This window comes from Kitasatospora sp. NPDC057904 (assembly GCF_042887925.1).
In the GTDB taxonomy this organism is placed as follows: domain Bacteria; phylum Actinomycetota; class Actinomycetes; order Streptomycetales; family Streptomycetaceae; genus Kitasatospora.
In genome coordinates this window covers 57,441-81,922 of record NZ_JBHVOL010000017.1, presented here as the reverse complement: position 1 = coordinate 81,922, position 24,482 = coordinate 57,441, and the positions used below count along the sequence as shown (strand labels likewise).

Genomic DNA, 24,482 nt, shown 5'->3' with positions numbered 1-24,482 from the left:
ACGATCTGCCGGGGCATTCCCGTTCAAATCGGGCGAACCATACCAGGTCATGCTCAAATAACGCTCAGATGAACACCGCTCTCCGAACCCTGCGTGGTACGACTTCTCCACCCCACGAGACCCACCCAGGACGGTGCACCATGGCCGAGCAGCAGTACGACCAAGTGGTCGACGCCACACCGGACGAGGAGGGCTACGAGCGGGGACTCGGCAGCCGCCAGATCCAGATGATCGCGATCGGCGGCGCCATCGGCACCGGCCTGTTCCTCGGCGCCGGGACGGCGATCTCCAAGTCCGGCCCGAGCCTGATCCTCTCCTACGCCGTCGCCGGCGTGGTGATCTTCGCGATCATGCGGGCCCTCGGCGAACTGCTCACCTACCGCCCGGTGTCCGGCAGCTTCGCCGAGTACGCGCGCGAGTTCCTCGGCCCCTTCGCAGGCTACGTGACCGGCTGGACGTACTGGCTGTTCTGGGTCGTCACCGGCATGGCGGAGACCACCGCCGCCGCGGTGTACGTGAAGTTCTGGGCGCCCGGCTTCCCGCAGTGGGTCAGCGCCCTGTCCTTCCTCGTCATCCTCTACGCGGCCAACCTGATCTCGGTGAAGCTGTTCGGCGAGATCGAGTTCTGGTTCTCGATGGTCAAGGTCACCGCCATCATCGGCATGATCCTGATCGGCATCGGCGTGCTCACCCTCGGCTTCAGCAAGGCCGGTGACACCGCGTCGATCACCCACCTGTGGCAGGACGGCGGCTTCTTCCCCAAGGGCATCGGCGCCACCGTGATGACCCTGCAGATCGTCATGTTCGCCTACCTGGGCGTCGAACTCGTCGGCGTCACCGCGGGCGAGAGCGAGAACCCCGAGAAGACCCTGCCGCGCGCCATCAACACCCTGCCCTGGCGCATCGCGCTGTTCTACATCGGCGCCCTCGTGGTCATCCTCTCCCTCGTACCGTGGACCGAGTTCCAGCCCGGCGTCAGCCCGTTCGTCGCCGCCTTCGGCAAGATCGGCATCCCCGCCGCGGCCGGCATCATCAACTTCGTCGTGCTCACCGCCGCACTGTCCTCCTGCAACTCCGGCATGTACTCCACCGGCCGCATGCTGCGCGACCTCGCGCTGCGCGGACAGGCCCCCGGGCAGCTCACCAAACTCAACTCCCGCCGCACGCCGGCCTTCGCGATCACCCTGTCCTGCATCCTGATGGGCGCCGGCGTGGTGCTCAACTACCTCGTCCCGGCCCGGGCGTTCGAGTACATCACCTCCGTCGCCACGGTCTGCGGCCTGTGGACGTGGGCGATGATCCTGATCGCCCAGATCCGCTACCGCAAGGCCTGGCGGGCCGGCCACCTGCCGGCCCCCACCTTCAAGGCGCCCGGCGGCGCGTGGGTCAGCTGGGCCGCGCTCGCCTTCCTCGTCCTGGTCGTCATCCTGATCGGCTTCGACGAGGACAACCGGATCTCGCTGTACGTCTTCCCGGTCTGGGCCGTCGTGCTCGTGGTCGGCTACCAGGTGCTCAAGAGCCGCCGCCCCGAGGCCGTCCACGGCGTCGCGCACGACCACCTGCACGCCCCGGCCGGCGCCGACGAGACCCGCTGACCGCTCCCCGGACGCCCCGGCGGACAGCCGCCGGGGCGTGGCTATCCTGACCGCATGCTGACCATCACCCGAGAACTGCGCGACCGGATCGTCGCCCACGCCCGCGCCGACCACCCGGACGAGGCCTGCGGCGTGGTCGCCGGACCGGCCGGCAGCGGCCGTCCCGAGCGGTTCGTCCCGATGCTCAACGCCGCCCGCTCGCCCACCTTCTACGAGTTCGACTCGGGCGACCTGCTCAAGCTCTACCGCGAGATGGACGACCGCGACGAGGAACCCGTGATCGTCTACCACTCGCACACCGCGACCGAGGCCTACCCGTCGCGCACCGACGTGAGCTACGCCTCCGAGCCCTTCGCCCACTACGTCCTGGTCTCCACCGCCGAGGGCAACGGACCCGAGGACGCCTACCAGTTCCGCTCGTTCCGCATCGTGGACGGCGAGATCACGGAGGAAGACGTCCAGGTCGTCGAGGCCTACCCGGCCTGACCCGCACCCGCCCGGGCACGGCCCGCCGACCGTCACCGGACGGGCGGCGGGCCGCCGTCATCCCCGGCGAGTCTCACCAGAGGGAACGAAAACATCCGGATCCCGAGACGGACGTGTCGGAGCGGGGCCGGGAATCTATACGATGAGCCCATGCGTTCCGTCGATGTGAGCACCCAGGCCCCGGGCACCCGCCTCGTGGCGCGCCTGCACGTCGACCTGTGCCGGCTCGCCAGTGCGATCTGTCCCGGCACGCCCGCGCGCTCGCGCTGAGCCGCCCACGCCCCACCGGGCCCGCCGCCGCAGGCCGTGCCGCGCCCCGGAACCCGCCACCCCGCCGCGCCCGCTGCGGCCCACCCACCTCACGACTCGCACAGGAGCGCACCCATGGCCATCGAGGTCCGCATCCCGACCATCCTCCGCACCTACACCGACGGCGCCAAGGCCGTCGAGGGCACCGGCAGCAACCTCGGTGAGCTGTTCACCGACCTCGACGCCCGCCACCCGGGCATCGCCGCCCGCCTGCTGGAGGGCGGTGAGCTGCGCCGCTTCGTCAACGTCTACCTGAACGACGAGGACGTCCGCTTCCTGGAGGGCATCTCCACCGCCGTCGCCGACGGCGACAGCGTCACCATCCTGCCCGCCGTGGCCGGCGGCGCCCGCTGATCCCCGGCCCTGCCGGCCCGCCCGCGCGGGCGGGCCGGCAGGGCCACCTTCCCGACCCTCACCGCCGTGGCCGGAGGCCTCCCTTGCGTTACGACAGTCCGCTCGAAGCCGTCGGCAACACCCCGCTGGTCCGCCTGCCGCGGCTGTCCGCCGCCGTTCCCGGCAACGCGGAGGGCCTCGTGACCCTCTGGGCCAAGCTGGAGGACCGCAACCCCACCGGCTCCATCAAGGACCGCCCGGCGCTGCACATGATCGAGCGGGCCGAGGCCGACGGCCGGCTCACCCCCGGCTGCACCATCCTCGAACCCACCAGCGGCAACACCGGCATCTCGCTCGCCATGGCCGCCAAGCTCAAGGGCTACCGGATGGTCTGCGTCATGCCGGAGAACACCAGCGAGGAACGGCGCGAACTGCTCCGCATGTGGGGCGCCGAGATCATCTCCTCCCCGGCCGCGGGCGGCTCCAACACCGCCGTCCGGATGGCCAAGGAGATCGCCGCCGAGCACCCCGACTGGGTGATGCTCTACCAGTACGGCAACCCCGACAACGCGGGCGCCCACTACGCCGGCACCGGCCCCGAGATCCTCGCCGACCTGCCGACCGTCACCCACTTCGTGGCCGGCCTCGGCACCACCGGCACCCTCATGGGCGTCGGCCGCTACCTGCGCGAGAAGGTCCCCGGCGTGCGGATCGTCGCCGCCGAACCGCGCTACGACGACCTCGTGTACGGGCTGCGCAACCTCGACGAGGGCTTCGTCCCCGAGCTGTACGACGCCGAGGTGCTCACCACCCGCTTCTCGGTCGGCTCCGCCGACGCCGTCCGGCGCACCCGCGAACTCCTCCAGCAGGAGGGCATCTTCGCGGGCGTCTCCACCGGCGCCATCCTGCACGCCGCGATCGGCGTCGGCCGCAAGGCCGCGGCGGCGGGGGAGCGGGCCGACGTCGTCTTCGTCGTCGCGGACGGCGGCTGGAAGTACCTGTCCACCGGCATCTACACCGCCGAGTCCACCGAGGCGGCCGTCGAGGCGCTGCAGGGCCAGCTCTGGGCGTAGGGCGCCTCGCGCGGCTCCTGGCGCCGTGGCCCTAGCTGCCCTGCAGGGCCCGCTGGGCGCGGTTCCAGACCTGACGGTCCACCGTGCCGGCCCGGCGGCGGAAGGCCGACAGCGGCACCCGGCGCAGTTCGTCGGTCTCCAGCCAGCTGGTCCGGCCCTGGCTGTCGCCCACCGAACCGGGCGGCAGCGGCAGCACCCCCGGGCGTTCGGCGTGGTGCTTGCTGGTGATCTTCGCGACGGTCGCCGTCCGGCCGTCCACCCGCAGCACCAGGCACGGGCGGTCCTTCGAACCGGGGCCGTCCTCGAACGGCACCTCGGCCCACCAGATCTCCTGCGGCGCCGGCCCGGAGCGGCCCGAGCCCGCCGGGCGGGGCCGGGGCCCGGCCGGTCCGGCGGGGCGCGGGGCCGGGCGCGTCGCGGGCCGGGAGGCCGGCCGTGACCGCCGCACCAGCGCCGACGCGACGGCCGCGAGGACGGCGACGCCCGCGACGGCCAGGACCACCCAGATGCCAGTAGTGCCGTTCATGCGGCGAACCGTACCGGCCCGTGGTGAACCCCACCACTGTGAGCGCTGTGACAGTTGAGTATTTGTCCGCGCGTTGCTCCCGGTTCGTCACGGATCGACCACCGCGCCCGATCTGTACCGGGCCGCCGGGCGAGGATTGGAGAGGCTGCGCTCACGAACGTCCGCCCCCGCCCCATCCGGAGGTGCCATCGTGAGTAAACAGCTGTGGTCGTACGCCGAGGTCGCGCACCACATCAACGTCCAGCCCGAGACCGTCCGCAACTACCGCCGCCACGGGCTGCTGCCCGAGCCGGACGTCATCGACGGCAGCGGCCACCCCCGCTGGTACCCCGAGACCATCCGCGCCTGGGCCCGCAAGCGCCCCGGCCACCGCTGATCCGACCGCCGCCGCGACCCGGTTCCGCAGCCGAACCGTAGCCCCCGCCCCGAGCCCCGGCGTTCTGGTGATTCCAGCCACAGCCCGGCACGGGGACGGGGGCAAAGTGCCGCTCCGCCCTTACCCTCGACAACGCGAACGCAGTGCTACCGGCCGGTTCTCCGGTCTGTCCTGCCATTTTCCAGCAGCAGCCAGGACGTGTCGGGGCGGAGGGGCTCGGATGAAACTGACCGTGGTGGGGTGCTCGGGGAGCTTCCCGTCCGCCGAGTCCGCGTGCTCCAGCTACCTCGTCGAGGCCGACGGCTTCAAGGTCGTGCTCGACCTCGGCAACGGTGCGCTGGGCGCCCTGCAGAAGTACACCAGCCTGTACGACGTCGACGCCGTCCTGCTGAGCCACCTGCACGCGGACCACTGCGTCGACCTGTGCGCCTACTGGGTCGCCCGCAACTACCGCGCCGAGGGCTGCCCCGACCCGATGCCCGTCTACGGCCCGGCCGGCACCGCGGAGCGGCTCGCCCGCGCCTACGACATGCCGGAGAACCCGGGGATGAAGGAGGTCTTCGACTTCCGCACCCTCACCCCGGGCGTCTTCGACCTCGGCCCGTTCCGGATCGGTGTCGCCCAGGTCGCCCACCCGGTGGACGCGTTCGCCTTCCGGCTCGAACACGGCGGCCGGTCCCTGGTCTACTCCGGCGACACCGGCGAGAGCGCCGACCTCGTCGAACTCGCCCGGGACGCCGACCTCTTCCTCTGCGAGGCCGCCTACGTCGACGGCCGCGACACCTACCTCGGCGTCCACCTCAACGGCCGCGAGGCCGGCGAGCACGCCACCGCCGCCCGCGCCCGCCGCCTCGTCCTCACCCACATCCCCCCGTGGACCGACGCCGAGCACAACCGCCGCGACGCCGCCGCCGCCTACCCCGGCCCCGTCGACCTCGCCCGCCCGGGCGCCGTCTACGAGATCTGAGCAGGTCGGCGGGCGTTTTCCGGCGGCCGGCGGCCGGCGTTCCCGGGCGCGCGGAAATCTCTGCGAATCCACCTGCAACCTTCCGGCCCCGAACACGTCCTTGTAAGTGAGCGGCTGGGGAGGCCGCTCTCGACCGGTCGGGCCCGTCGGGCCGGCCGTCCACACACCACGCACGCTTGATTTGTGCTGCCCGGAACCGGCCGTGCCGGTCGGGGAGCAGTCCATGGGGGGATTCCAGTGCTTCAGCTCAACCGCGCCCTGCGCCGCGTCCGTTCGACCGTCGTGCCCGCGCTCGTGCTCACCGCCGGGCTCGTCGCCGGCGGCGCGGCGACCGCCGGGCCGGCCTTCGCCGACGCTTCCGGCCCCCTCTCCTTGTCCGTCGACACCCCGGGCTCGATCGCCGTGGGCAAGCCGGTGGAGTTCACCGAGACCATCACCAACTCCGGGACCGTCGGGTGGGCCCTGGTCGTGGAGCTGCGGGCCGACGCCGGCCCCGACGTCTCCGCCGACGCGGTCGGCCTGACCTGGCGCGACGACATGGGCGGCAACCACGACAACTGGCAGGACCTCAAGCCGGAGATCAAGACCGTCGGGGGCAAGCGGGTCGTCGCGGCGGACGCGGGCAAGATCATCGTGCCGGCGGGCGAGAAGACCGAGGTGCACTTCCGGATCGGCGTCACCCGGGGCGGGGGCGACGGCGGCGTCGGCCCGGTCATCGCGCTCCGCTCCGAGCTCAAGGGCTGGCGGCTGCAGTTCCCGGTCGACCCGCCGGTGTCCGACACCCACCGGATCAAGGTGACCGGGGTGGCCGACGCACCGAAGCCCTCGACGTCGGCTCCCGCTCCGTCGTCGTCGCCGTCGCCGTCGAAGGCCAAGCCGAAGCCGACGCAGGAGCCGTCGGCCAAGACGTCCGCGCCGGCCACCGGGTCCACCACGTCCGCCCCGGCCACGACGTCCGCCCCGGCCGCCGGGACGACCTCGACGGAGACGCCCGCTCCGACCGCCTCGACCGGCGCCACTAACGCGACCGGCGCGACCGCGTCGGCGCCGGCCGGGCAGCTGGCCTCCACCGGCTCGGACGGTGACCACACCGCCCTGATCGCGGGCGGCGCCGCGCTGCTGGTCGGTGCCGGCGCCGGCACCCTCCTCCTGGTCCGTCGCCGCAGGACGCACTGACCGGGCTCGAACCGGGTGCGGGAACGACTCCGCCCCGCCGCTCACGGGGGTGGCGGCGGGGCGGAGTCGTTGCTGCGGGACGGTTGCGGGCCTCAGGCCTTGGTGACGTCCTCGATCTCGTCGTCGTCCTCGCGACCGGGGGTCTTGAGGTCGAACTTGGCGATCGCGAAGCGGAACAGGAAGTAGTACAGCGCCGCGAAGGCGAGGCCGATCGGGATGATCAGCCACGGCTCGGTGGCCTTGTTCCAGGCGAGCACGTAGTCGATCAGGCCGCCGGAGAAGGTGAAGCCGTCGTGCACGCCGAGCGCCCAGGTGACGGCCATCGACACGGCGGTGAGGAGCGCGTGGATGACGTACAGGGCCGGGGCGATGAAGACGAAGGCGAACTCGATCGGCTCGGTGACACCGGTGACGAAGGAGGTCAGGGCCAGCGACATCATCATGCCGGTGACGGCCTTGCGGCGGTGCGGCTTGGCGGCGTGGGCGATGGCCAGCGCGGCGGCGGGCAGCGCGAACATCATGATCGGGTAGAAGCCCGACATGAACTGTCCGGCGGTCGGGTCGCCGGCGAAGAAGCGGGTCAGGTCGCCGTGGACGACGGTGCCGTCCGGCTTGGTGAAGTCACCGGTCTGGAACCAGGCGAAGGAGTTCACGAACTGGTGCATGCCGACCGGCAGCAGACCGCGGTTGACCAGGCCGAAGGCGCCCGCACCGAGCGCACCGGCGCCGATCAGGGTGTCGTTCATGCTCTTGATGGCGTCGCCGATCGGGCCCCAGGTCAGGGCGAAGAGCACGCCGACGGCGGTGCCGACGAAGGCCATCAGGATCGGCACCAGGCGGCGGCCGTTGAAGAAGCCGAGCCAGTCGACCAGCTTGGTGCGGTGGTACTTCTGCCACAGCACGGCGGCCAGCAGACCGATCACGATGCCGCCGAGGACGCCCGGGTTCTGGTAGGTCGGGGCGACCCACTTGCCGTCGGCGATGTGGCCCTCGGTGATCGGGAACGCGGTCAGCACGTTCTTGTACACCAGGAAGCCGACCAGCGCGGCGAGCGCGGTCGAGCCGTCCGCCTTCTTCGCGAAGCCGATCGCGATGCCCACCGCGAACAGCAGCGCCAGGTTGTCGAAGACGCCGCTGCCGGCGGTGTTGAACACCGCGGCGACCTTGTCCCAGCCGAGGCCGTCCTTGCCGAACACGTCGTCCTGGCCGAGGCGCAGCAGCAGGCCGGCCGCGGGGAGAACGGCGATGGGCAGCTGGAGGCTGCGGCCGATCTTCTGCAGACCCTGGAGGAGGTTCTGGCCGAACTTCTTGGCGGGGCTTGGCGTGGCCGGAGCCGTGGCGGGCGCCGGTGCCTGCGCAGACTGACTCATGGGGGTGGCTTCCTAACGGCATGGCGGGTCGGTCGGGGGGACGGTGCACAGGGGGGCCGAACCGCGAACTGGTCTACACCACGTGTGGTGTAGACCAGTTTTGTAGCACGGGTGGGGAAGTGGTGGAACCCCGGAAAGCGGTGCCGCCGGGAAGCGCTATGAAATCGAAACCTACTTTCGGAAGGTCGATCATGATTACCCGCCGGGAGCGGGATTTTGGCTAATTGCGCAACAAAAAGCTCCGGCCCGGTCGGGGCGGGCCCGGCGGCCGGTCCGGTGAGGGTCCGGTGCCGGATCCGTGCCGACCCGGAGCCGGAGAGTGAACGAACGGCCACGGGGGCTCCGCGTGGGTGTGCTGCGACGTCCGTCACGGCGGTCGGGAGCGCCGGCGGCCGGTCGGTCCCGCCGGGTCGTCCCCGAACGCGTATCGGAATTGTTTTGCCGTCCGGGTATTAGGTCCTTTCCCGATATGCCGAAGGCCTCCGGACCGACGGGTCCGGAGGCCATTGCGGGTGAGCCCGAGTTGCGCCCTGTTCAGGCCTTGGTGACGTCCTCGACTTCGGTCTCGTCCTCCCGCCCCGGCGTTTTCAGGTCGAACCTGACGATGATGAAGCGGAAGAGCGCGTAGTACACCGCGGCGAAACAGAGACCGATGACGATGATCAGCCACGGTTTCCTGGCCAGCCCCCAGTTGATGACGTAGTCGATCAGGCCGGCCGAGAAACTGAAGCCGTCGTGCACCCCGAGCCCCCAGGTGACGGCCATCGAGGCGCCGGTCAGCAGCGCGTGCACGCCGTACAGGGCCGGGGCGATGTAGGCGAAGGAGTACTCGATCGGCTCGGTGACGCCGGTGACGAAGGAGGTCAGGCCCACCGAGAGCATCAGGCCGTAGATTTCCTTGCGGCGGTGTGGCTTGGCCGCGTGCGCGATCGCGAGCGCGGCGGCGGGCAGCGCGAACATCATGATCGGGAAGAACCCGGACTGGAATTGCCCGGCCGTCGGGTCGCCGGCCAGGAAGCGCGGAATGTCGCCGTGCACGATCGTGCCGTCCGGCTTGGTGAACTCGCCGAACTGGAACCAGACGAACGTGTTCAGCAGCTGGTGCATGCCGATCAGCAGCAGCGCGCGGTTGAAGAGGCCGAAGATACCCGCGCCACCCGCGCCGAGGTCGGCCAGGTTCTGGCTGAAGTCGCTGAGCCCGCGCCCGATCGGCGGCCACACCCACAGCGCGACGACCGCGGTGAGCATGCCGACCAGCGCCGTGATCATCGGCACCAGGCGGCGGCCGTTGAAGAAGCCCAGCCAGTCGACCAGCTTGGTGCGGTGGAAGCGCACCCACAGCCAGGCCGACATCAGACCGATCAGGATGCCGCCCAGCACCCCCGGGTTCTGGAACGTCGCGGCCGCCGCCTTCGCCGAGCCGTAGTCCACGCACTGGTCGCTCACCAGCACCGTCGGCGGCTTGCAGTGCTCGGGGAAGGCGTGCAGCACCTTGTAGTAGACGAGGAAGCCCACCACGGCCGCGAGCGCCGTCGAGCCGTCCGCCTTCTTCGCCATGCCGATCGCGACGCCGATGCAGAACAGCAGCGGCAGGCCGAGCGCGGAGTCCAGCAGCGCGCCGCCGGCCGCGGCGAAGACCTTGGCGACGTCCGTCCAGCCGAGGCCGTCCGAGCCGAAGACGTCGGGCTGCCCGAGCCGGTTGAGGATGCCCGCCGCCGGGAGCACCGCCACCGGGAGCTGGAGGGAGCGGCCCATCTTCTGGAGGCCGCCGTAGAAGGTGTGCCACCACACGGTCTGCGGGGCCGTGGCGCCTGCCGAACTCATGCTTCGCCCTCCGGGAGCAGTTGCCGACCGCCGACCCCCTGCGGGAGCCTCGGGCGGAGCCCTGGAACACCCGGGGTCCTTCCCGCGTTCATCGGAGTACACATATATTGGTGTAGACCACTGAAGGACGCAGGCCGCACGCCGGGACGGGAGCCCCGCTGATCGTCATCCTCGGGCGAAGATCCGCGACGGTGCGCGCCGGACTGGGCCAAAAGTGGACTAACGTGGCGGACCGGACCGACCCGGGTGATGCTGGTCGCGCTGCCCAGCAGCACGACCACCGCTGAACCCGCGTCAGCCCCCGGCAGCGACCTCACCGGCCCCGGCCGGGTGGTACCAGCACAGCGCAGGACGGCGCCCGGCAGAGCAGCCGGCGGGCCGAGACAAAGGGAGAGAATCAGATGGCCAGCAAGGCTGAGAAGATCGTCGCCGGTCTGGGCGGCATCGACAACATCGAAGAGGTCGAGGGCTGCATCACCCGCCTGCGCACCGAGGTCAAGGACGCCTCCCTGGTCGACGAGGCCGCCCTGAAGGCCGCCGGCGCCCACGGCGTCGTCAAGATGGGCACCGCGATCCAGGTCGTCATCGGCACCGACGCCGACCCGATCGCCGCGGACATCGAGGACATGATGTGAGCTGAGCCACCCAAGGCTCACCACCGCCCGGCCCGCCCCTCCCCAGGATTCCCGGGAGCACGGCGGGCCGACGCGCATCCGGAACACCCCGCCCGAGCGACTACTCTCGGTGCTTATGTCACGCATCGACGGCCGCACCCCCGACCAGCTCCGCCCCATCACCATCGAACGGGGCTGGAGCAAGCACGCCGAAGGCTCCGTCCTCATCTCCTACGGCGACACCAAGGTGCTGTGCACCGCCAGCGTCACCGAAGGCGTCCCGCGCTGGCGCAAGGGCAGCGGCGAAGGCTGGGTCACCGCCGAATACTCCATGCTCCCGCGCGCCACCAACACCCGCGGCGACCGCGAAGCCGTCAAGGGCCGCATCGGCGGCCGCACCCACGAGATCAGCCGCCTCATCGGCCGCTCCCTGCGCGCCGTCGTCGACCACCGCGCCCTCGCCGAGAACACCATCGTCCTCGACTGCGACGTCCTCCAGGCCGACGGCGGCACCCGCACCGCCGCCATCACCGGCGCCTACGTCGCCCTCGCCGACGCCGTCGCCTGGGCCCGCGACCGCAAGCTCCTGCGCGCCAAGGGCCAGCCCATCACCGGCGGCGTCAGCGCCGTCAGCGTCGGCATCATCGACGGCCTCCCCATGCTCGACCTCCAGTACGAGGAGGACGTCCGCGCCGAGACCGACATGAACATCGTCTGCACCTCCGACGGCCGCTTCGTCGAGGTCCAGGGCACCGCCGAAGGCGCCCCCTTCGACCGCGCCCTCCTCGACCGCCTCCTCGACCTCGGCACCCTCGGCTGCGCCGAGCTCGACGAGATCCAGCGCAAGGCCCTCGAAGGCTGAGCCCCGTTCGGGTACGTCAGCCTGTACACGCCGGGCCCGCAGCCCGTACGGTTCCCGCAGCACCCCGTTGCGGGAACCGTGCCCCGGCCGGCACACGTCCTCCCGTACGGAACCCGCGCCCCCGCGCCCCCAGGAGGACCGGATGCCGTCCAGCATCGCCCGTCCCGCCGCCCTCGCCGTGGCAGGACTGATCATCATCCTCCCCCTCAGCGCGGTCAGTTGCTCCGCCGCCCAGAAGGCCCTCGACTGCGGCACCACCGCTGCCCGCGTCACCACCGACATCGCCGACGTGACCAGCGCCTACGGCAGCACCAGCAACGACTCCGGCACCGCCCAGGGCAAGGTCCTGCAGAAGCTGCGCACCGACCTCGACCAACTCGGCAGGAACTCCAAGAACACCGACGTCGTCAAGGCCGTCAACGACCTGCGCACCCAGGCCGACAAGGTCCAGCAGGCCGCCGACCGCAAGGAAGCGCCCGACCTCAAGCCCCTCGCCGACGCGGCCGGCAACCTCGGCTCCGTCTGCACCGGCTGACGACCCGCCGGTGCCGGACGGCGCCCGATAGGGTGGGCGATATGTCCACCCGATTGATCCTCGCCACCCGTAACCGGCACAAGGTCGCCGAACTCCGCGCCATCCTCGGCGAGGCCGGCCTGGACGTCGAACTCGTCGGCGCCGACGCCTACCCCGAGATCCCGGACGTCCCCGAGACCGGCGTCACCTTCGCCGAGAACGCCCTCCTCAAGGCCCACGCCCTCGCCCGCGCCACCGGCCTGCCCGCCGTCGCCGACGACTCCGGCCTGTGCGTCGACGTCCTCAACGGCGCCCCCGGCATCTTCTCCGCCCGCTGGGCCGGCAAGCACGGCGACGACCGCGCCAACCTCGACCTGCTCCTCGCCCAGCTCTCCGACATCGCCGAACCCCACCGCGGCGCCCACTTCTTCTGCGCCGCCGCCCTCGCCCTCCCCGACGGCACCGAACGCGTCGTCGAGGGCCGCCTCCTCGGCACCCTGCGCACCGCCCCGGCCGGCGACGGCGGCTTCGGCTACGACCCGATCCTCCAGCCCCTCGGCGAAACCCGCACCTGCGCGGAGCTCACCGCAGCCGAGAAGAACGCCATCAGCCACCGCGGCCACGCCTTCCGGGCCCTGGCCCCGGTGGTGAAGGACCTGCTCGCCTGACGGCCCATCCGCTGAAAGCCGAAGGCCCGCCCGGAGTTGATTTCCGGGCGGGCCTTCGATTCTAAGGTTGAGGCTGGTGCGGCCTGAGGGATTCGAACCCTCACGGGGTTTCCCCCACCGGATCCTAAGTCCGGCGCGTCTGCCAGCTCCGCCAAGGCCGCGTGGCCTCTAGTCTAGGGCTTTGATTCCCGCGGGAACACCGCGATTCCATGCGGAGCCTTGAGCTTGTTCTTGTTTCGTCCGCAGTAGGTGTCGGTGATGGAGTGGCAGTTCGGGCAGAGCGGCCGGAGGTTCTCCGGCCGATTGTCCGACCAGTCGCCGTTGACGTGGTCGACCTCCAGGGTCATCGGCCGACCGCGCCACTCGGGTCCGGTGCCGCAGTCCTCGCACAGCTCGGGCTGGCCGAGTTCGGCCAGCGTCTCGTCGAGTGTGCTTGCCGCCGCCGCAGCCTCGGTGAGCAGTTCGCGGGTGTACTTGATCGTCATGGTGTTCCCCCTTCGGGCTGGTGTGCGCCCGTCCCCCGGTATGCGAACGACCGAGTGGGGAGTTGGTTACGGTCTTTCGGGATGTTTGGGAGTTGTTTGCCAATTGGTACAGACCTATTGACCTGTCTGGTTCAGACCACATAGCTTCGGCGCCAATTGGAATCCCCCACGTGCGTGCTCCCCCACAGGCACGCGCCGACACTCTCTCCTGGAGGACCGAGTGTTGATCCGAAGCACGGCGGAGCGGCGTCCCACCGCAGGCGTCCGTCGTATGAGTGCCCGGGCCGGGTTCGCCTCGGTGGCCGCGGCCGGGCTGGCCGGGCTGTTGATGGCGACGCTGGGTGCGGCGCCCTCGCAGGCGTCGGCGGCCGTCGACAATTCGGCCTGTCGTCCCGACGGCATGTACCAGACGCCCGGGGTGGACGTCCCGTACTGCTCGGTGTACGACACCGGTGGCCGCGAGAAGATGGGCGCGGACCATCAGCGCCGCATCATTGGGTACTTCACGGGCTGGCGCACCGGCAAGAACGGCGACCAGCCGTACCTGGTGAGCGACGTCCCGTGGGACAAGGTGACCCACCTCAATTACGCGTTCGGGCACGTCGGCGGCGACAACAAGCTGTCCGTCGGCACGGACGGCCCGACCAACCCGGCCACCGGGATCGACTTCCCGGGCGTGCCGGCCGCGCAGCTGGACCCGACACTGCCCTACAAGGGGCACTTCAACCTGCTGACGAAGTTCAAGAAGCAGTACCCGAACGTCAAGACCCTGATCTCGGTGGGCGGTTGGACCGAGACCGGCGGCTACTTCGACGACAGCGGTTCCCGGGTGAACACCGGCGGCTTCTACTCGCTGACCGTCAACCCGGACGGCAGCGTCAACCAGGCCGGCATCGACACCTTCGCCGCGTCGTCCGTGGACTTCATCCGCAAGTACGGCTTCAACGGCGTCGACATCGACTACGAGTACCCGACCTCGATGAAGGACGCCGGGAACCCGCTGGACTGGCAGCTCGCGAACGCCAAGCGCGGTTCGCTGGCCAAGGGTTACGCGGCGCTGATGAAGACGCTGCGCGAGAACCTGGACCGGGCGGGCGCCGCCGACGGCCGGCACTACCTGCTCTCGGTCGCGGCCCCGTCGTCCGGCTACCTGCTGCGCGGCATGGAGACGTTCCAGGTGACGCAGTACCTGGACTACGTCAACATCATGTCGTACGACCTGCACGGCGCCTGGAACAAGTACGTCGGCCCGAACGCCTCGCTCTACGACGACGGCAAGGACGCCGAGCTGGCGGCCGCCAACGTCTACGGCACCTCGCAGTACGGCGGCATCGGCTACCTCAACGCGGACTGGGCGTACCACTACTTCCGCGGCGCGATGCCGGGCGGCCGGATCAACGTCGGTCTGCCGTACTACACCCGCGGCTTCAAGAACGTCTCCGGCGGCACGAACGGCCTCTGGGGCACCGCCTCCGCGACGACCTGCCCGGTCGGCTCGGGCCTGACCTCGTGCGGTGACGGCGCGGTCGGCATCGACAACATCTGGAACGACAAGGACGACGCGGGCAAGGAGTCCCCGGCCGGGTCGAACCCGATGTGGCACGCGAAGAACCTGGAGAAGGGCATCCTGCCCGACTACCTCGCCAAGTACGGCGTGGCGGACACCGCGCTGCAGGGCACCTACAGCCGCAACTACAGCGACAGCCTGGTCGCGCCGTGGCTGTGGAACGACACCAAGAAGGTGTTCCTCTCCACCGAGGACGAGCAGTCGGTGGGCGCGAAGGCGGACTACATCGTCAACCAGGGCGCCGGCGGCGCGATGATCTGGGAGCTCGCGGGCGACTACAAGTGGGACCCGGCGGCCAACGGCGGCAAGGGCGAGTACGTGCCCGGGTCGACGCTGACCTCGCTGATGTACGACAAGTTCAAGGCGGCGTCGCCGTACGGCGCGGTCCGTTCGACGGTCGCGCTGCCGCAGCAGACCCTGCCGATCGACGTGTCGTTCACCAACTTCGCGCTGGGCGACTCGAACTACCCGATCAACCCGAAGATCCACATCGTCAACAACTCGACGGTGACCCTGCCGGGCGGCACGGAGTTCCAGTTCGACTACTCCAACTCGGCGCCGGGCAACGCCAAGGACCAGTCCGGCTTCGGCCTTCAGGTGATCCGCCAGGACAACCCGGGCCCGGGCAACGCCGGCGGTCTGAAGGGCACCTACAACCGGGTGTCGGTCAAGCTGCCCGGCTGGCAGTCGCTGGCCCCGGGCGCTTCGGTGGACATGGACTTCGTCTACTACCTGCCGGTGTCGACGCCGTCGAACTGGACGGTCAACGTGGGCGGGACGCTGTACGGGATCAAGGGTGACCTGACCCGGGGCGCGGTGGACGGGGGCGGCCAGACGCCGACGCCGACGCCCACCCCGACGGTGACGCCGACCTCGACCCCGACGGCCACGCCCACCGCCACGGCCACGCCGACCTCGACCCCGACCGCTACGGCTTCCCCGACGGCGACCGCGACGCCCACCGCCACGCCGACGGCGACCGCGACGCCCACCGCCACGCCGACCGGGGGCGCCTGCACGGGCGCGCCGGGCTGGGACGCGGGCACCACGTACGCCTCGACCACCAAGGTGTCGTGGAAGGGCCACTACTACCAGAACAAGTGGTGGACCAAGGGCGACGACCCCGCGGCGAGCGGCGCGTGGGGCGTCTGGAGCGACCTCGGCGCCTGCTGACGACAGCGGCCCGCCGGGGTGACGGACGGCGGTGGCGGTGCACCCGGTCGGGGGGTGTGCCGCCACCGCCTCTTCGTCCTTAGGCCTCGACCTTGAGGTCGCGCAGCAGCTTGGCGACGTGCCCGGTCGCCTTGACGTTGTAGAGGGCGTGCTCGACCTTGCCCTGCTCGTCCACGATCACGGTGGAGCGGATGACGCCGGTGACGGTCTTGCCGTACAGCTTCTTCTCGCCGAACGCGCCGTAGGCCGTCAGCACCTCCTTGTCCGGGTCGGACAGCAGGGTGACCTTGAGGTCCTCGGTCTCGCGGAACTTGCCGAGCTTCTCCGGCTTGTCCGGCGAGATGCCGATGACGTCGTAGCCGGCGCCCGCGAAGGCCTCCAGGTTGTCGGTGAAGTCGCAGGCCTGCTTGGTGCAGCCGGGGGTGAGGGCGGCCGGGTAGAAGTAGACGATCACCTTGCGGCCGAGGTGGTCGGCCAGCGAGACCTGCTTGCCGTCGGCGTCGGGCAGGGTGAAGGCGGGCGCGTTGTCGCCGGGCTGGAGACGCTCACTCACGGTCTGACTCTCCTGTTGCGTGGACGGGGTCGTACCACGGCAAACTTACCTCTGATGGTGGGTGGGGCCGCGCGGCGCTGCCCGGCAACTGACAGACTGGGTCAGTCGCACAGGACAGCATCAGTGAAGTGAATGGGGTGGCCCGAGTGGGCGAGGCGAGCACGCAGGACAAGTCGGCGCGGACGACCGCCCAGATCGAGGCGGACATCGCCCGGACCCGCACCAAGCTGGCGGAGACCCTCGACGAGCTCGCCATGCGCGTCCACCCGACGACGATCAGCGCCCAGGTGAAGGCCAAGGCCGTCGCCGCGGTCGAGGAGAAGACGGCCCGCGCTTACGTGGCGGCCAACGGCGCGGTGGAGAAGCTGCGGGCGCAGTTCGTGGACGAGAAGGGGCAGCCGCGCAAGGAGCGGATCGTTCCGGTGGCGCTGGTCGGCGTGGGCGTGGTGCTGCTGCTGGCCTCGGCGCGGAAGCGCCGCAAGGGCTGAGCGGAGTTCGTCGACGGGCCGGGCGCGGCTGTGCGCCCGGCCTTCCGCATGCCGGGCCAGCGTCACGCCGTCCGCCCGGGGGCGGTACCTTCGGGATCGTGAGTACGAACGACGAACCGACCGCCAGGACCGCCCTCGACGTGCCCCGGCACGACCGCCTGGGCGAGAAGCTCCCGATCAGGATGCTGCACGACCGCGTCCTGGTGAAGCTCGACAGCGGTGAGGGCGAGCGCCACTCCACCGGCGGGATCATCATCCCGGCCACCGCGGAGCTGTCGAAGCGGTGCGCCTGGGCGGAGGCCGTCGCGGTGGGCCAGAGCGTGCGCGCGGTGGAGCCGGGTGACCGCGTCCTGTACGACCCGGAGGACAAGCTGGAGGTGGAGGTCCGCGGCGCCACCTACGTGCTGCTGCGCGAGCGCGACCTGCACGCCGTCGCGGCGATGCGCTTCGGTGACACCGAGGGTTCGACCGGCCTCTACCTGTGAGGCTTCCGAGACCCTGGAAGCGTGCGGGGAGGCGTCCGGCCGTGGTGCGGCTGCGCTACTTCTTCGAGGCGGGCGTCGACGTGCCGCTGTGGCCCGACGACGTCGACAGCCCGTACGGGCACCCGATCGAGCTCGACCGGCTGCCGATCGGCGCCGCGCTCGCGGCGGAGCTGGGCGGGCTGTCCGACTGGTTCCAGTCCTCGATCGACTGGGACTACCCGCCGGACCCTTCGCCGTGGCCGGCGGAGGAGAAGGCGCGCTTCAACGCCCGCGCCCGGGCGGCTCTGGACGCGCTGCGCCGGGAGCTCGGTGCGGGCTGGGAGGTCGAGGACCGGTTCCGGCCGGTGGACTGACGCGTCCCGGCCGTGGATTGTCGGTGCCTGGCGGTACGGTCCGGGCATGACGACGCGTGTGCCGGTGATCGGGGACGACGAGCGGCGGGCCCGGGTGGGGTGGCGGCACCTGCTGGCGCCGTCCGCCCGCGTGGCGTGGGTGGAGGAGGCGGCGGACGCGGTCGTCGGGCTGCACGCGACGGACGCCGCGACGGTGTACCTGTCGGCGTGCGCCCGGTTGCTGGAGCCGTCGGCGGCCGAGGTGGAGCGGGCGCTCTACGAGGACGTCTCGCTGGTGAAGCTGCTGTCGATGCGGCGGACGATATTCGCCGTGACGGAGGAGTTCGCGCCGTACGTGAGTTCGTCGACGGCGCGGGCGATCGCCGCGAAGGAGCGGGCGACGCTGCTGAAGCACCTGCGGGACCACGCCGAGGGCTGGGACGAGGCCCGGCTGGCGGCGGCGGAGCGCGCGGTGCTGGCCGCGCTGGCGCGCCGTGGCGAGGCGACGACGCAGCAACTAGGCGAGGACGTACCGGAGTTGCGCGAGCAGATGCTGATGTCGGCGGGCAAGCCGTACGAGGCCAAGCAGAGCGTCGGCAGCCGGCTGCTGCGGCTGCTGGCGGCGGACGGGCACGTGCGGCGCGGCCGTCCGCGGGGGTCGTGGCTGAGCAGCAGCTACCCGTGGGCGCCGGTGCCGCAGTGGCCGGACGTGCCGGTGCGGGAGGCGAAGGCGGAGGTGGCGCGGCGCTGGCTGGCCTCGTACGGGCCGGCCACGGTCGAGGACGTGAAGTGGTGGACGGGCTGGACGCTGGGGGACACCCGCAAGGCGCTGGCGGACGTCGGAGCCGAGGCGGTGGAGCTGTCCGGCGGGGTGCCCGCACTGGTCCTGCCGGGGGACGCGGAGCCGGTGGGCGGGCCGGAGCCGTGGGCGGCGCTGTTGCCGGGGCTGGATCCGTCCGTGATGGGCTGGCGCGGGCGGGACTGGTACCTGCGGCCGGAGGACGTCCCGGCGTTGTTCGACCGGGCGGGGAACGCCGGTCCGACGGTGTGGTGGTGCGGCCGGGTGGTCGGCGGCTGGGCGCAGCGGGCCGACGGTGAGCTGGTGTGGCGGTTGTTCGGGGACGTCGGGGCGGAGGCGGAGGCGGCGATCGCGGGGGAGGCGGCGCGGTTGGCGGGCTGGCTGGGGGAGGTGCGGGTGACGCCGCGGTTCCGGACGCCGTTGGAGCGGGAGTTGGTGGCGGGGTAGCGGCGGCGGGCCGGAGCCGTCCGCGTCACGGCGCCGCGGGCTGTGTCGCCGCGCCCGTGGGCGGCGCGGTGGCGGAGGCCGGGGGCGTGGGCTTGGGCTGGTGCGTCTGGCTGGGGCGGGGGGTGGCGCTCGGCTGGTCCTGGGTGGGGGTGGGTGCGGGCGCCTGGGGGCTGGGGGCGGCGGGGCCGGGTGTCGGCTCGCCGGGGGTGGCCGTGGGCCGGGCCGGTGCGGCGGCGGTGGGGGTGGGTGCGGGCGCGGTACCGGGGGGCGTGGCGCCGGGGGTGGGGGTGGTGCCGGGGCTGGGCGTGGTGCTCGCGGGGGCGCTGCCGGTGGGCCAGTTGTACTGGCCGCCGCCGTTGCCGTGTCCGGTCTGGAGGTCGAAGTGCTTGACCTCGGTGCCGTCGAGGGCGTCGGTCATGTAGGCGGTCCAGATCTTGGTGGGGAAGGTGCCGCCGTTGATCCGGGTGAGGCCGGCGGTGCCGGCCAGCGGCTCCTTGGCGTGGGTCTTCGGGTTCTCCCGGAACAGGCCGACGGTGGTGGTGAGTTGGGGGGTGAATCCGGCGAACCAGGCGGAGAGGTTGGAGTCGGTGGTGCCGGTCTTGCCGGCGGCGGGCCGGCCGAGGTCGAGGGCGGCGTTGCCGGTGCCGCGGGTGACGACGTCGCGCAGGACGTCGGTGACGGTGTCGGCGGTCTGCCGGTCGAGGGCGTCGGTGGCGGCGTGGTCCGGCATCTTGGGTACGTCGATGGATCCGGAGCCGGTGTTGAGGCGTTCGAGTTTGAGCACGGACCACGGGGTGTGCGCCTGGCCGTGGTTGGCGAGGGCGGCGTAGACGCCGGCCAGGTCGAGGGCGCTGGGGGTGGCGGTGCCGAGGGTCATCGAGGTGTTGGACGGGTCCATGCCGGGGACGTTGTCGGGGATGCCGAGCTTGACGGCGGTGTCGCGGACGCGGGCGAGTCCGGCGTCGACGCCCTCCTGCGCGTACACGGAGTTGACGGACTTCACCATGGCGTAGCGCAGCGTGATGTTGCCGTAGTCGATGTCGTCCTCGTTGGGCGGTGCGTACGGGGTGGGGCCGCCGGTGACGTGGCGTTCGCTGGTGCCGTCGTAGCGGGTGTCGGGGGTGATCGGGTGGCCGTCGGGGGCGTGCTGGGCGAGGAGGCCGGCGGCGAGGTCGATGGGCTTGAAGGTGGAGCCGATCTGGTTGTCCTGGCGCAGCGCGTCGTTGTAGGGCTGTTTGGCGTAGTCGGGTCCGCCGTAGACGGCGACGACGCGGCCGGTGGCGGGTTCGACGGAGGCGCCGGCGACGCGGACGTCGGTGTCGGTGGTGGGCCGGGTCTTGGGGTCGAGTTCGTCGGTGAGTTCCTGTTGGACGGCCTTGGTGAAGGCGTCCTGTTTGGGCCTGTCGAAGGTGGTGGTGATGCGCCAGCCGCCGGCCTTGAGGGTGGCGGCGTCGATGATGCCGGCGGAGGTGAGGTAGTCGTCGGCGACGCCGACGAGGTAGCCGGCCTGTCCGGAGAGTCCGGTGGTGGGCTGGGGGTCGATGGGTTCGGGGAAGGTCTCGGCGGCGCGGTCGGCGGCGCTGAGGAAGCCGAGTTGGACCATGCCGTCGAGGGTGTAGTTCCAGCGGGCGATGGCCTTGTCGCGGTTGGCGGGCTTGGCGGTCTTGACGTCGTAGGAGCTGGGAGCCTGGAGGAGCGCGGCGAGGTAGGCGCCCTGGGCGGGGGTGAGTTCGGAGACGTCGGTGCCGTAATAGGCGTGGGCGGCGCTCTGGATGCCGTAGGCGCCGCGGCCGAAGTAGCTGCTGTTGAGGTAGCCGGCCAGGATCTCGTTCTTGTCGCGCTGCTGGTCGACCTTGAGGGCGATGAACAGTTCGCGGCCCTTGCGGGCGATGGTCTGGTCCTGGGTCAGGTAGTAGTTTTTGACGTACTGCTGGGTGATGGTGGAGCCGCCTTGCGTGCCCTTGCCGATGAGGGTGTTCCAGCCGGCGCGGAGCATGCCCTTCAGGTCGATGCCGCGGTTCTGGTAGAAGGTGCGGTCCTCGGCGGAGACGACGGCGTGCTGGGTGTCGAGCGGGATCTTGTCGATGGTGACGTCGGTGCGGTTGACGGCGCCGGTGCGGGCGATCTCGGTGGCGCCGTCGGAGTAGAGGTAGATGTTGTTCTGGGCGACGGCGTGGGCGTTGGGGTCGGGCACCGGGACGATGACGTAGAGCACGGCGAAGGCGGCGACGGCGGTCATCAGCAGGGTGACGACGGTGCCGAGGACGACTCGCCAGGTGGGCAGGAGTCGGCGCCAGAGCGGGAGGGCGCGGCGGGCCTGGCGTCGCAGGGCCCGTTTGGCCTGGCGGCGGGTGCTCACGGTCATGCCGAGATTATGTGCTATTTGACTGGCGCTCAGGTGTCGTCGGCCTCTGGCGGGCGTGTGCTCGCGGCGAGTTCGCGGCGAGTTCGGGGCGGGTTCGGGGCGGGTTCGGGGTGCGCGCGGGGCTTCCGGGGTCGGTGCGCGGGTCGGCGCGGGGGTGGTGGGAGCCCGGTCCGGGGGTCGGTCAGGGCGCCGGTGAAAACCGGGTGCGGGGCTCGGGGCCCGGCGGTACGGTGAAAGGTGCAAACCACATAGCGCACCCGGTTCTGGCAGCTCCGCCCGATCGGCCCGGTACCCCCGGGTCCGGCAGGTCGGAGCCACTGGGGCGTGCGCGGACGCCTGCGGGCCGCCCTGTGCCCGTATTTGTCGACAAGGAGACAATATGCCGAATGCGCCCGGGCTCTACGCCGCCGTCGCGCGCGGATCCTTCCGCCGCTACTCCACCTACCGGGCCGCCACCCTGGCCGGCACCTTCACCAACACCGTCTTCGGCATCATCCTGGCCTCCTCCTTCCTCGCCCTCTGGCAGGCCCGCCCCAGCCTCGGGGGCTACGACCAGAGCCAGGCCGTCACCTACATCTGGGTCAGCCAGTCCCTGCTGGTCACCGTCGCCGTGTGGGGCGGCGGCTTCCAGGACGACGTCCAGGACCGCTTCCGCAGCGGGGACATCGCCGTCGACCTCTACCGTCCGGTCGACTTCCAGGGCTGGTGGCTGGCCACCGACCTCGGCCGGGCCGCCTTCCAGCTGCTCGTCCGCGGCACCGTGCCGCTGCTGGTCGGCGGGCTGGTCTTCCGGATCCGGCTGCCCGAACACCCGCTGACCTGGGCGGTCTTCCTGCTCTCTGTGCTGCTCGCGACCGTGGTCAGCTTCGGGCTGCGCTTCCTCGTCTCGATCACCGGCTTCTGGCTGCACGACTCGGAGGGGGTGCGCTCGGTGATGCTCGTCGTCTCGATGTTCTTCTCCGGGATGCTGCTGCCGATCGCGCTCTTCCCCGGCCCGCTCGGCACGCTCGCGCACGTCCTGCCGTGGGCGGCGCTGATCCAGGCGCCGACGGACGTCTTCCTGGAGCGCCGCACCGGCGCCGGCCTGCTCGGCCCGCTCGGCTTCCAGCTCGCCTGGGCCGTCGTGCTGCTCGCCGCCGGCCGCGCGGCCCAGCTGCTGGCGACCCGCCGGGTGGTGGTCCAGGGTGGCTGAGACCCTCGCACCCGCCGTACCCCGGGACGGCCTGGCCGCCCGCACCGCCTGGGCCGTCCGCTCCTGGTGGATGTGCGCCTCGATGTGGATGCGCTCGACGATGGCCTACCGGGCGTCGTTCGCGCTGAACCTCGGCGCGAGCCTCGTCACGCACTCGCTCGACTTCGTCGTCCTGGTGCTGATGTTCCGCCACACGAACCAGCTCGGCGGCTGGACCCTGCCCGAGCTGGCCTTCCTCTACGCCACCGCCACCTTCTCGCTCGGCGTCGCCAACCTGCTGGTCGGCTCGGTCGACAGCCTCGGCCAGCGGATCGTCAACGGCACGCTGGACACCATGCTCATCCGGCCCGCCCCGGCCCTCGCCCAGCTGTGCGCCGAGCGCTTCTCGCTGCGCCGCCTCGGCCGCCCGGTCCAGGCACTCGTCGTGCTGGTCTGGTCGCTGGCCGAGCTGCACGTGACGTGGACCTGGGACCGCGTGCTGCTGGTGCCCGTCCTGCTGGTGTGCGGCTGCGTCATCTTCGGCGCGATCTGGATCGGCACGGCGACCGTCCAGTTCTGGTGGGGCGAGGCCAAGGAGATCCAGAACTCCGTCACCTACGGCGGCGCCACGCTGCTCCACTACCCGCCGACGATCTTCGCGAAGGAGCTGGTCGCCGGCGTCGTCTTCGGCGTCCCGCTGGCCTTCGTCAACTGGCTGCCCACGCTGCGCATCCTCGACCGCCCGGACCCGCTCGGCCTGCCCACCGCGTTCCAGTACGCCTCCCCGGTGGCCGCCGCGCTCTGCACCGCCGCCGCCGGCCTCGCCTGGCGCGCCGGGCTGCGGGCGTACCGCGGGACCGGCAGCTGAACCCCACCACTTCGTAAGGAACTCCCCATGGCACTGATCGAACTCGAAGACGTCCGCCGCACCTTCACCGTCCGGGCCCGCACCGGCCGGTTCAGCCGGGTGAAGCGCGAGGTGCGCGCGGTGGACGGGCTCACCTTCGCCGTCGAGGCCGGCGAGTGCGTCGGCTACATCGGCCCGAACGGGGCCGGCAAGTCGACCACCATCAAGATGCTCACCGGCATCCTCGTCCCCAGCGGCGGGCGGCTGCGCGTCGCCGGGGTGGACCCGGCCCGCGAGCGCGTCGCGCTGGCCCGCCGGATCGGCGTGGTCTTCGGCCAGCGCACCACGCTCTGGTGGGACCTCCCGCTGCGCGACTCCTTCGAACTCGCCCGCCGGATCTACCGGATCCCCGATCCGAGGTACCGCGAGAACCTCGCCCGCTGCGTCGAACTCCTCGACCTGGCGGCGCTGCTGGACACCCCCGTGCGCCAGCTCTCGCTCGGCCAGCGGATGCGCGGCGACCTCGCCGCCGCGCTCCTGCACGACCCGCAGGTGCTGTACCTGGACGAGCCGACCATCGGCCTGGACGTGGTCAGCAAGAGCAGGGTGCGCGAGTTCCTCCGCGAGGTGAACCGCGACCGCGGCACGACCGTCCTGCTCACCACCCACGACCTGACCGACATCGAGCAGCTCTGCGACCGGGTGATGGTCATCGACCACGGCCGGGTCGTCTACGACGGCGGGCTGGCCGGCCTGCACGACGCGGGGGAGAGCGAGCGGACGCTGGTCGTCGACCTCGCCGAGGCCCGCCCGCCGATCGAGGTGCCCGGCACGCGGGTGGTCAGGGTCGAGGGCCCGCGGCAGTGGCTGGCCTTCCCCGCGAAGGAGAGCGCCGCGCCGCTCGTCGCGGCGGTGGCGGCGCGGTACCCGCTGGTGGACCTGTCGGTGCGAGAGCCGGCGATCGAGGACGTGATCGCGCGGATGTACGCGGAGGTCGCGATCGGCTGAGAGCGGTTGAGAGTGACTGAGGGCGGTTGAGAGTGACTGAGGGCGGCTGAGAACGGCCGGGATCTCGCA

At 71.4% G+C, this 24,482-nt stretch carries 24 protein-coding genes, 1 tRNA gene and 2 pseudogenes; 20 read left to right on the top strand and 7 right to left on the bottom strand.

The features are described from left to right. The first annotated feature begins 140 nt into the window (after window positions 1-140). From ACFVSN_RS33105 to ACFVSN_RS33085, 5 genes are all read left to right on the top strand, one after another. A complete protein-coding gene (locus ACFVSN_RS33105; protein ID WP_380435139.1) occupies window positions 141-1,595 on the top strand; it encodes an amino acid permease in 1,455 nt (484 codons plus the stop codon). A gap of 54 nt (window positions 1,596-1,649) precedes the next feature. Continuing rightward, on the top strand, window positions 1,650-2,081 hold the full coding sequence (locus ACFVSN_RS33100; RefSeq protein ID WP_380435140.1) for a Mov34/MPN/PAD-1 family protein: 432 nt from the start codon (window positions 1,650-1,652) through the stop codon (window positions 2,079-2,081). Window positions 2,082-2,231: 150 nt separating this feature from the next. Further along, the gene (locus tag ACFVSN_RS33095; protein WP_327677307.1) at window positions 2,232-2,351 is read left to right on the top strand and encodes a putative leader peptide; all 120 of its coding nucleotides are present in this window, start codon (window positions 2,232-2,234) and stop codon (window positions 2,349-2,351) included. A 114-nt stretch (window positions 2,352-2,465) separates the two neighbouring features. Further along, complete coding sequence (locus tag ACFVSN_RS33090; RefSeq protein ID WP_218200404.1) at window positions 2,466-2,744, top strand: MoaD/ThiS family protein; 279 nt, start codon at window positions 2,466-2,468, stop codon at window positions 2,742-2,744. Window positions 2,745-2,827: 83 nt separating this feature from the next. Further along, window positions 2,828-3,796 (top strand): cysteine synthase, encoded by a 969-nt coding sequence (locus ACFVSN_RS33085; RefSeq protein ID WP_359960476.1) that lies wholly within the window; start codon window positions 2,828-2,830, stop codon window positions 3,794-3,796. A 31-nt stretch (window positions 3,797-3,827) separates the two neighbouring features. On the opposite strand, the gene ACFVSN_RS33080 is transcribed toward ACFVSN_RS33085, so the two are convergent. Continuing rightward, window positions 3,828-4,322: a type II toxin-antitoxin system PemK/MazF family toxin gene (locus tag ACFVSN_RS33080; protein WP_380435141.1), complete on the bottom strand. Its 495-nt coding sequence runs from the start codon at window positions 4,320-4,322 to the stop codon at window positions 3,828-3,830. 190 nt (window positions 4,323-4,512) lie between these two features. Here ACFVSN_RS33080 and ACFVSN_RS33075 point away from each other — a divergent pair, with 190 nt between their 5' ends. The 3 genes from ACFVSN_RS33075 (at window position 4,513) to ACFVSN_RS33065 (ending at window position 6,841) form a co-directional block, all read left to right on the top strand. Then, window positions 4,513-4,698, top strand: a complete 186-nt coding sequence (locus ACFVSN_RS33075; RefSeq protein WP_380435142.1) for a helix-turn-helix transcriptional regulator — start codon at window positions 4,513-4,515, stop codon at window positions 4,696-4,698. Between the two features lie 220 nt (window positions 4,699-4,918). Continuing rightward, on the top strand, window positions 4,919-5,665 hold the full coding sequence (locus ACFVSN_RS33070; RefSeq protein WP_380435143.1) for an MBL fold metallo-hydrolase: 747 nt from the start codon (window positions 4,919-4,921) through the stop codon (window positions 5,663-5,665). A 237-nt stretch (window positions 5,666-5,902) separates the two neighbouring features. Further along, entirely contained in the window at window positions 5,903-6,841 is a 939-nt protein-coding gene (locus ACFVSN_RS33065; protein WP_387957279.1) for an LAETG motif-containing sortase-dependent surface protein, read from the top strand. A gap of 92 nt (window positions 6,842-6,933) precedes the next feature. On the opposite strand, the gene ACFVSN_RS33060 is transcribed toward ACFVSN_RS33065, so the two are convergent. Continuing rightward, window positions 6,934-8,211 carry a PTS transporter subunit EIIC gene (locus tag ACFVSN_RS33060; protein ID WP_380435145.1) on the bottom strand — a complete coding sequence of 426 codons (1,278 nt, stop codon included), beginning with the start codon at window positions 8,209-8,211 and terminating at the stop codon, window positions 6,934-6,936. Between the two features lie 534 nt (window positions 8,212-8,745). Continuing rightward, window positions 8,746-10,035 (bottom strand): PTS transporter subunit EIIC, encoded by a 1,290-nt coding sequence (locus ACFVSN_RS33055; protein WP_380501543.1) that lies wholly within the window; start codon window positions 10,033-10,035, stop codon window positions 8,746-8,748. Between the two features lie 374 nt (window positions 10,036-10,409). Between ACFVSN_RS33055 and ACFVSN_RS33050 the strand changes: the two are divergent. From ACFVSN_RS33050 to rdgB, 4 genes and pseudogenes are all read left to right on the top strand, one after another. Then, a pseudogene (locus tag ACFVSN_RS33050) lies at window positions 10,410-10,670 on the top strand (glucose PTS transporter subunit EIIB); the annotation flags it as partial. Between the two features lie 115 nt (window positions 10,671-10,785). After that, the gene (gene rph, locus ACFVSN_RS33045) at window positions 10,786-11,511 is read left to right on the top strand and encodes a ribonuclease PH (protein ID WP_380435147.1); all 726 of its coding nucleotides are present in this window, start codon (window positions 10,786-10,788) and stop codon (window positions 11,509-11,511) included. Between the two features lie 142 nt (window positions 11,512-11,653). After that, entirely contained in the window at window positions 11,654-12,046 is a 393-nt protein-coding gene (locus ACFVSN_RS33040) for a hypothetical protein (RefSeq protein WP_387957276.1), read from the top strand. 41 nt (window positions 12,047-12,087) lie between these two features. Beyond that, window positions 12,088-12,693, top strand: a complete 606-nt coding sequence (rdgB, locus tag ACFVSN_RS33035; RefSeq protein WP_387957274.1) for an RdgB/HAM1 family non-canonical purine NTP pyrophosphatase — start codon at window positions 12,088-12,090, stop codon at window positions 12,691-12,693. 74 nt (window positions 12,694-12,767) lie between these two features. Here the strand turns inward: rdgB and ACFVSN_RS33030 are convergent. Both ACFVSN_RS33030 and ACFVSN_RS33025 read right to left on the bottom strand, forming a co-directional pair. Further along, window positions 12,768-12,854, bottom strand: a tRNA-Leu gene (locus ACFVSN_RS33030). Window positions 12,855-12,866: 12 nt separating this feature from the next. Next, a pseudogene (locus tag ACFVSN_RS33025) lies at window positions 12,867-13,100 on the bottom strand (HNH endonuclease); the annotation flags it as partial. Between the two features lie 349 nt (window positions 13,101-13,449). On the opposite strand from ACFVSN_RS33025, the gene ACFVSN_RS33020 reads away from it, so the two are divergent. Next, window positions 13,450-15,918, top strand: a complete 2,469-nt coding sequence (locus ACFVSN_RS33020) for a chitinase C-terminal domain-containing protein (protein WP_387957273.1) — start codon at window positions 13,450-13,452, stop codon at window positions 15,916-15,918. Window positions 15,919-15,997: 79 nt separating this feature from the next. Here ACFVSN_RS33020 and bcp read toward each other — a convergent pair whose 3' ends face one another. Continuing rightward, window positions 15,998-16,471, bottom strand: a complete 474-nt coding sequence (bcp, locus tag ACFVSN_RS33015; protein ID WP_380435151.1) for a thioredoxin-dependent thiol peroxidase — start codon at window positions 16,469-16,471, stop codon at window positions 15,998-16,000. Between the two features lie 146 nt (window positions 16,472-16,617). On the opposite strand from bcp, the gene ACFVSN_RS33010 reads away from it, so the two are divergent. The 4 genes from ACFVSN_RS33010 (at window position 16,618) to ACFVSN_RS32995 (ending at window position 19,022) form a co-directional block, all read left to right on the top strand. Further along, window positions 16,618-16,959 carry a DUF3618 domain-containing protein gene (locus ACFVSN_RS33010; RefSeq protein ID WP_380435152.1) on the top strand — a complete coding sequence of 114 codons (342 nt, stop codon included), beginning with the start codon at window positions 16,618-16,620 and terminating at the stop codon, window positions 16,957-16,959. Window positions 16,960-17,141: 182 nt separating this feature from the next. Continuing rightward, window positions 17,142-17,444 (top strand): co-chaperone GroES, encoded by a 303-nt coding sequence (locus ACFVSN_RS33005; RefSeq protein WP_329929219.1) that lies wholly within the window; start codon window positions 17,142-17,144, stop codon window positions 17,442-17,444. A gap of 41 nt (window positions 17,445-17,485) precedes the next feature. Next, on the top strand, window positions 17,486-17,797 hold the full coding sequence (locus ACFVSN_RS33000) for a hypothetical protein (protein ID WP_387957271.1): 312 nt from the start codon (window positions 17,486-17,488) through the stop codon (window positions 17,795-17,797). 46 nt (window positions 17,798-17,843) lie between these two features. Continuing rightward, on the top strand, window positions 17,844-19,022 hold the full coding sequence (locus tag ACFVSN_RS32995) for a winged helix DNA-binding domain-containing protein (protein ID WP_387957269.1): 1,179 nt from the start codon (window positions 17,844-17,846) through the stop codon (window positions 19,020-19,022). A gap of 25 nt (window positions 19,023-19,047) precedes the next feature. Here the strand turns inward: ACFVSN_RS32995 and ACFVSN_RS32990 are convergent, their stop codons facing one another. Further along, on the bottom strand, window positions 19,048-21,387 hold the full coding sequence (locus ACFVSN_RS32990; RefSeq protein ID WP_387957267.1) for a transglycosylase domain-containing protein: 2,340 nt from the start codon (window positions 21,385-21,387) through the stop codon (window positions 19,048-19,050). Window positions 21,388-21,766: 379 nt separating this feature from the next. Here ACFVSN_RS32990 and ACFVSN_RS32985 point away from each other — a divergent pair, with 379 nt between their 5' ends. The 3 genes from ACFVSN_RS32985 to ACFVSN_RS32975 are packed head-to-tail and all read left to right on the top strand — an operon-like array spanning window position 21,767 to window position 24,413. Continuing rightward, window positions 21,767-22,579: an ABC transporter permease gene (locus ACFVSN_RS32985; RefSeq protein WP_387957265.1), complete on the top strand. Its 813-nt coding sequence runs from the start codon at window positions 21,767-21,769 to the stop codon at window positions 22,577-22,579. Then, window positions 22,572-23,426, top strand: a complete 855-nt coding sequence (locus ACFVSN_RS32980) for an ABC transporter permease (RefSeq protein ID WP_387957264.1) — start codon at window positions 22,572-22,574, stop codon at window positions 23,424-23,426. Before ACFVSN_RS32985 ends, ACFVSN_RS32980 begins: the two co-directional genes overlap by 8 nt. Window positions 23,427-23,453: 27 nt before the next feature. Next, window positions 23,454-24,413 carry an ATP-binding cassette domain-containing protein gene (locus ACFVSN_RS32975; protein WP_380435158.1) on the top strand — a complete coding sequence of 320 codons (960 nt, stop codon included), beginning with the start codon at window positions 23,454-23,456 and terminating at the stop codon, window positions 24,411-24,413. Window positions 24,414-24,482: the final 69 nt, after the last annotated feature.

What these genes read in the sequence shown, in the direction of transcription:
- ACFVSN_RS33105 (WP_380435139.1), top strand. Translation starts at nt 141, where the DNA reads ATGGCCGAGCAGCAGTACGACCAAGTGGTCGACGCCACACCGGACGAG.
- ACFVSN_RS33100 (WP_380435140.1), top strand. Translation starts at nt 1,650, where the DNA reads ATGCTGACCATCACCCGAGAACTGCGCGACCGGATCGTCGCCCACGCC.
- ACFVSN_RS33095 (WP_327677307.1), top strand. Translation starts at nt 2,232, where the DNA reads ATGCGTTCCGTCGATGTGAGCACCCAGGCCCCGGGCACCCGCCTCGTG.
- ACFVSN_RS33090 (WP_218200404.1), top strand. Translation starts at nt 2,466, where the DNA reads ATGGCCATCGAGGTCCGCATCCCGACCATCCTCCGCACCTACACCGAC.
- ACFVSN_RS33080 (WP_380435141.1), bottom strand. Translation starts at nt 4,322, where the DNA reads ATGAACGGCACTACTGGCATCTGGGTGGTCCTGGCCGTCGCGGGCGTC.
- ACFVSN_RS33070 (WP_380435143.1), top strand. Translation starts at nt 4,919, where the DNA reads ATGAAACTGACCGTGGTGGGGTGCTCGGGGAGCTTCCCGTCCGCCGAG.
- ACFVSN_RS33060 (WP_380435145.1), bottom strand. Translation starts at nt 8,211, where the DNA reads ATGAGTCAGTCTGCGCAGGCACCGGCGCCCGCCACGGCTCCGGCCACG.
- ACFVSN_RS33055 (WP_380501543.1), bottom strand. Translation starts at nt 10,035, where the DNA reads ATGAGTTCGGCAGGCGCCACGGCCCCGCAGACCGTGTGGTGGCACACC.
- rph (WP_380435147.1), top strand. Translation starts at nt 10,786, where the DNA reads ATGTCACGCATCGACGGCCGCACCCCCGACCAGCTCCGCCCCATCACC.
- ACFVSN_RS33040 (WP_387957276.1), top strand. Translation starts at nt 11,654, where the DNA reads ATGCCGTCCAGCATCGCCCGTCCCGCCGCCCTCGCCGTGGCAGGACTG.
- rdgB (WP_387957274.1), top strand. Translation starts at nt 12,088, where the DNA reads ATGTCCACCCGATTGATCCTCGCCACCCGTAACCGGCACAAGGTCGCC.
- ACFVSN_RS33020 (WP_387957273.1), top strand. Translation starts at nt 13,450, where the DNA reads ATGAGTGCCCGGGCCGGGTTCGCCTCGGTGGCCGCGGCCGGGCTGGCC.
- ACFVSN_RS33005 (WP_329929219.1), top strand. Translation starts at nt 17,142, where the DNA reads ATGCTGCACGACCGCGTCCTGGTGAAGCTCGACAGCGGTGAGGGCGAG.
- ACFVSN_RS32995 (WP_387957269.1), top strand. Translation starts at nt 17,844, where the DNA reads ATGACGACGCGTGTGCCGGTGATCGGGGACGACGAGCGGCGGGCCCGG.
- ACFVSN_RS32990 (WP_387957267.1), bottom strand. Translation starts at nt 21,387, where the DNA reads ATGACCGTGAGCACCCGCCGCCAGGCCAAACGGGCCCTGCGACGCCAG.
- ACFVSN_RS32985 (WP_387957265.1), top strand. Translation starts at nt 21,767, where the DNA reads ATGCCGAATGCGCCCGGGCTCTACGCCGCCGTCGCGCGCGGATCCTTC.
- ACFVSN_RS32975 (WP_380435158.1), top strand. Translation starts at nt 23,454, where the DNA reads ATGGCACTGATCGAACTCGAAGACGTCCGCCGCACCTTCACCGTCCGG.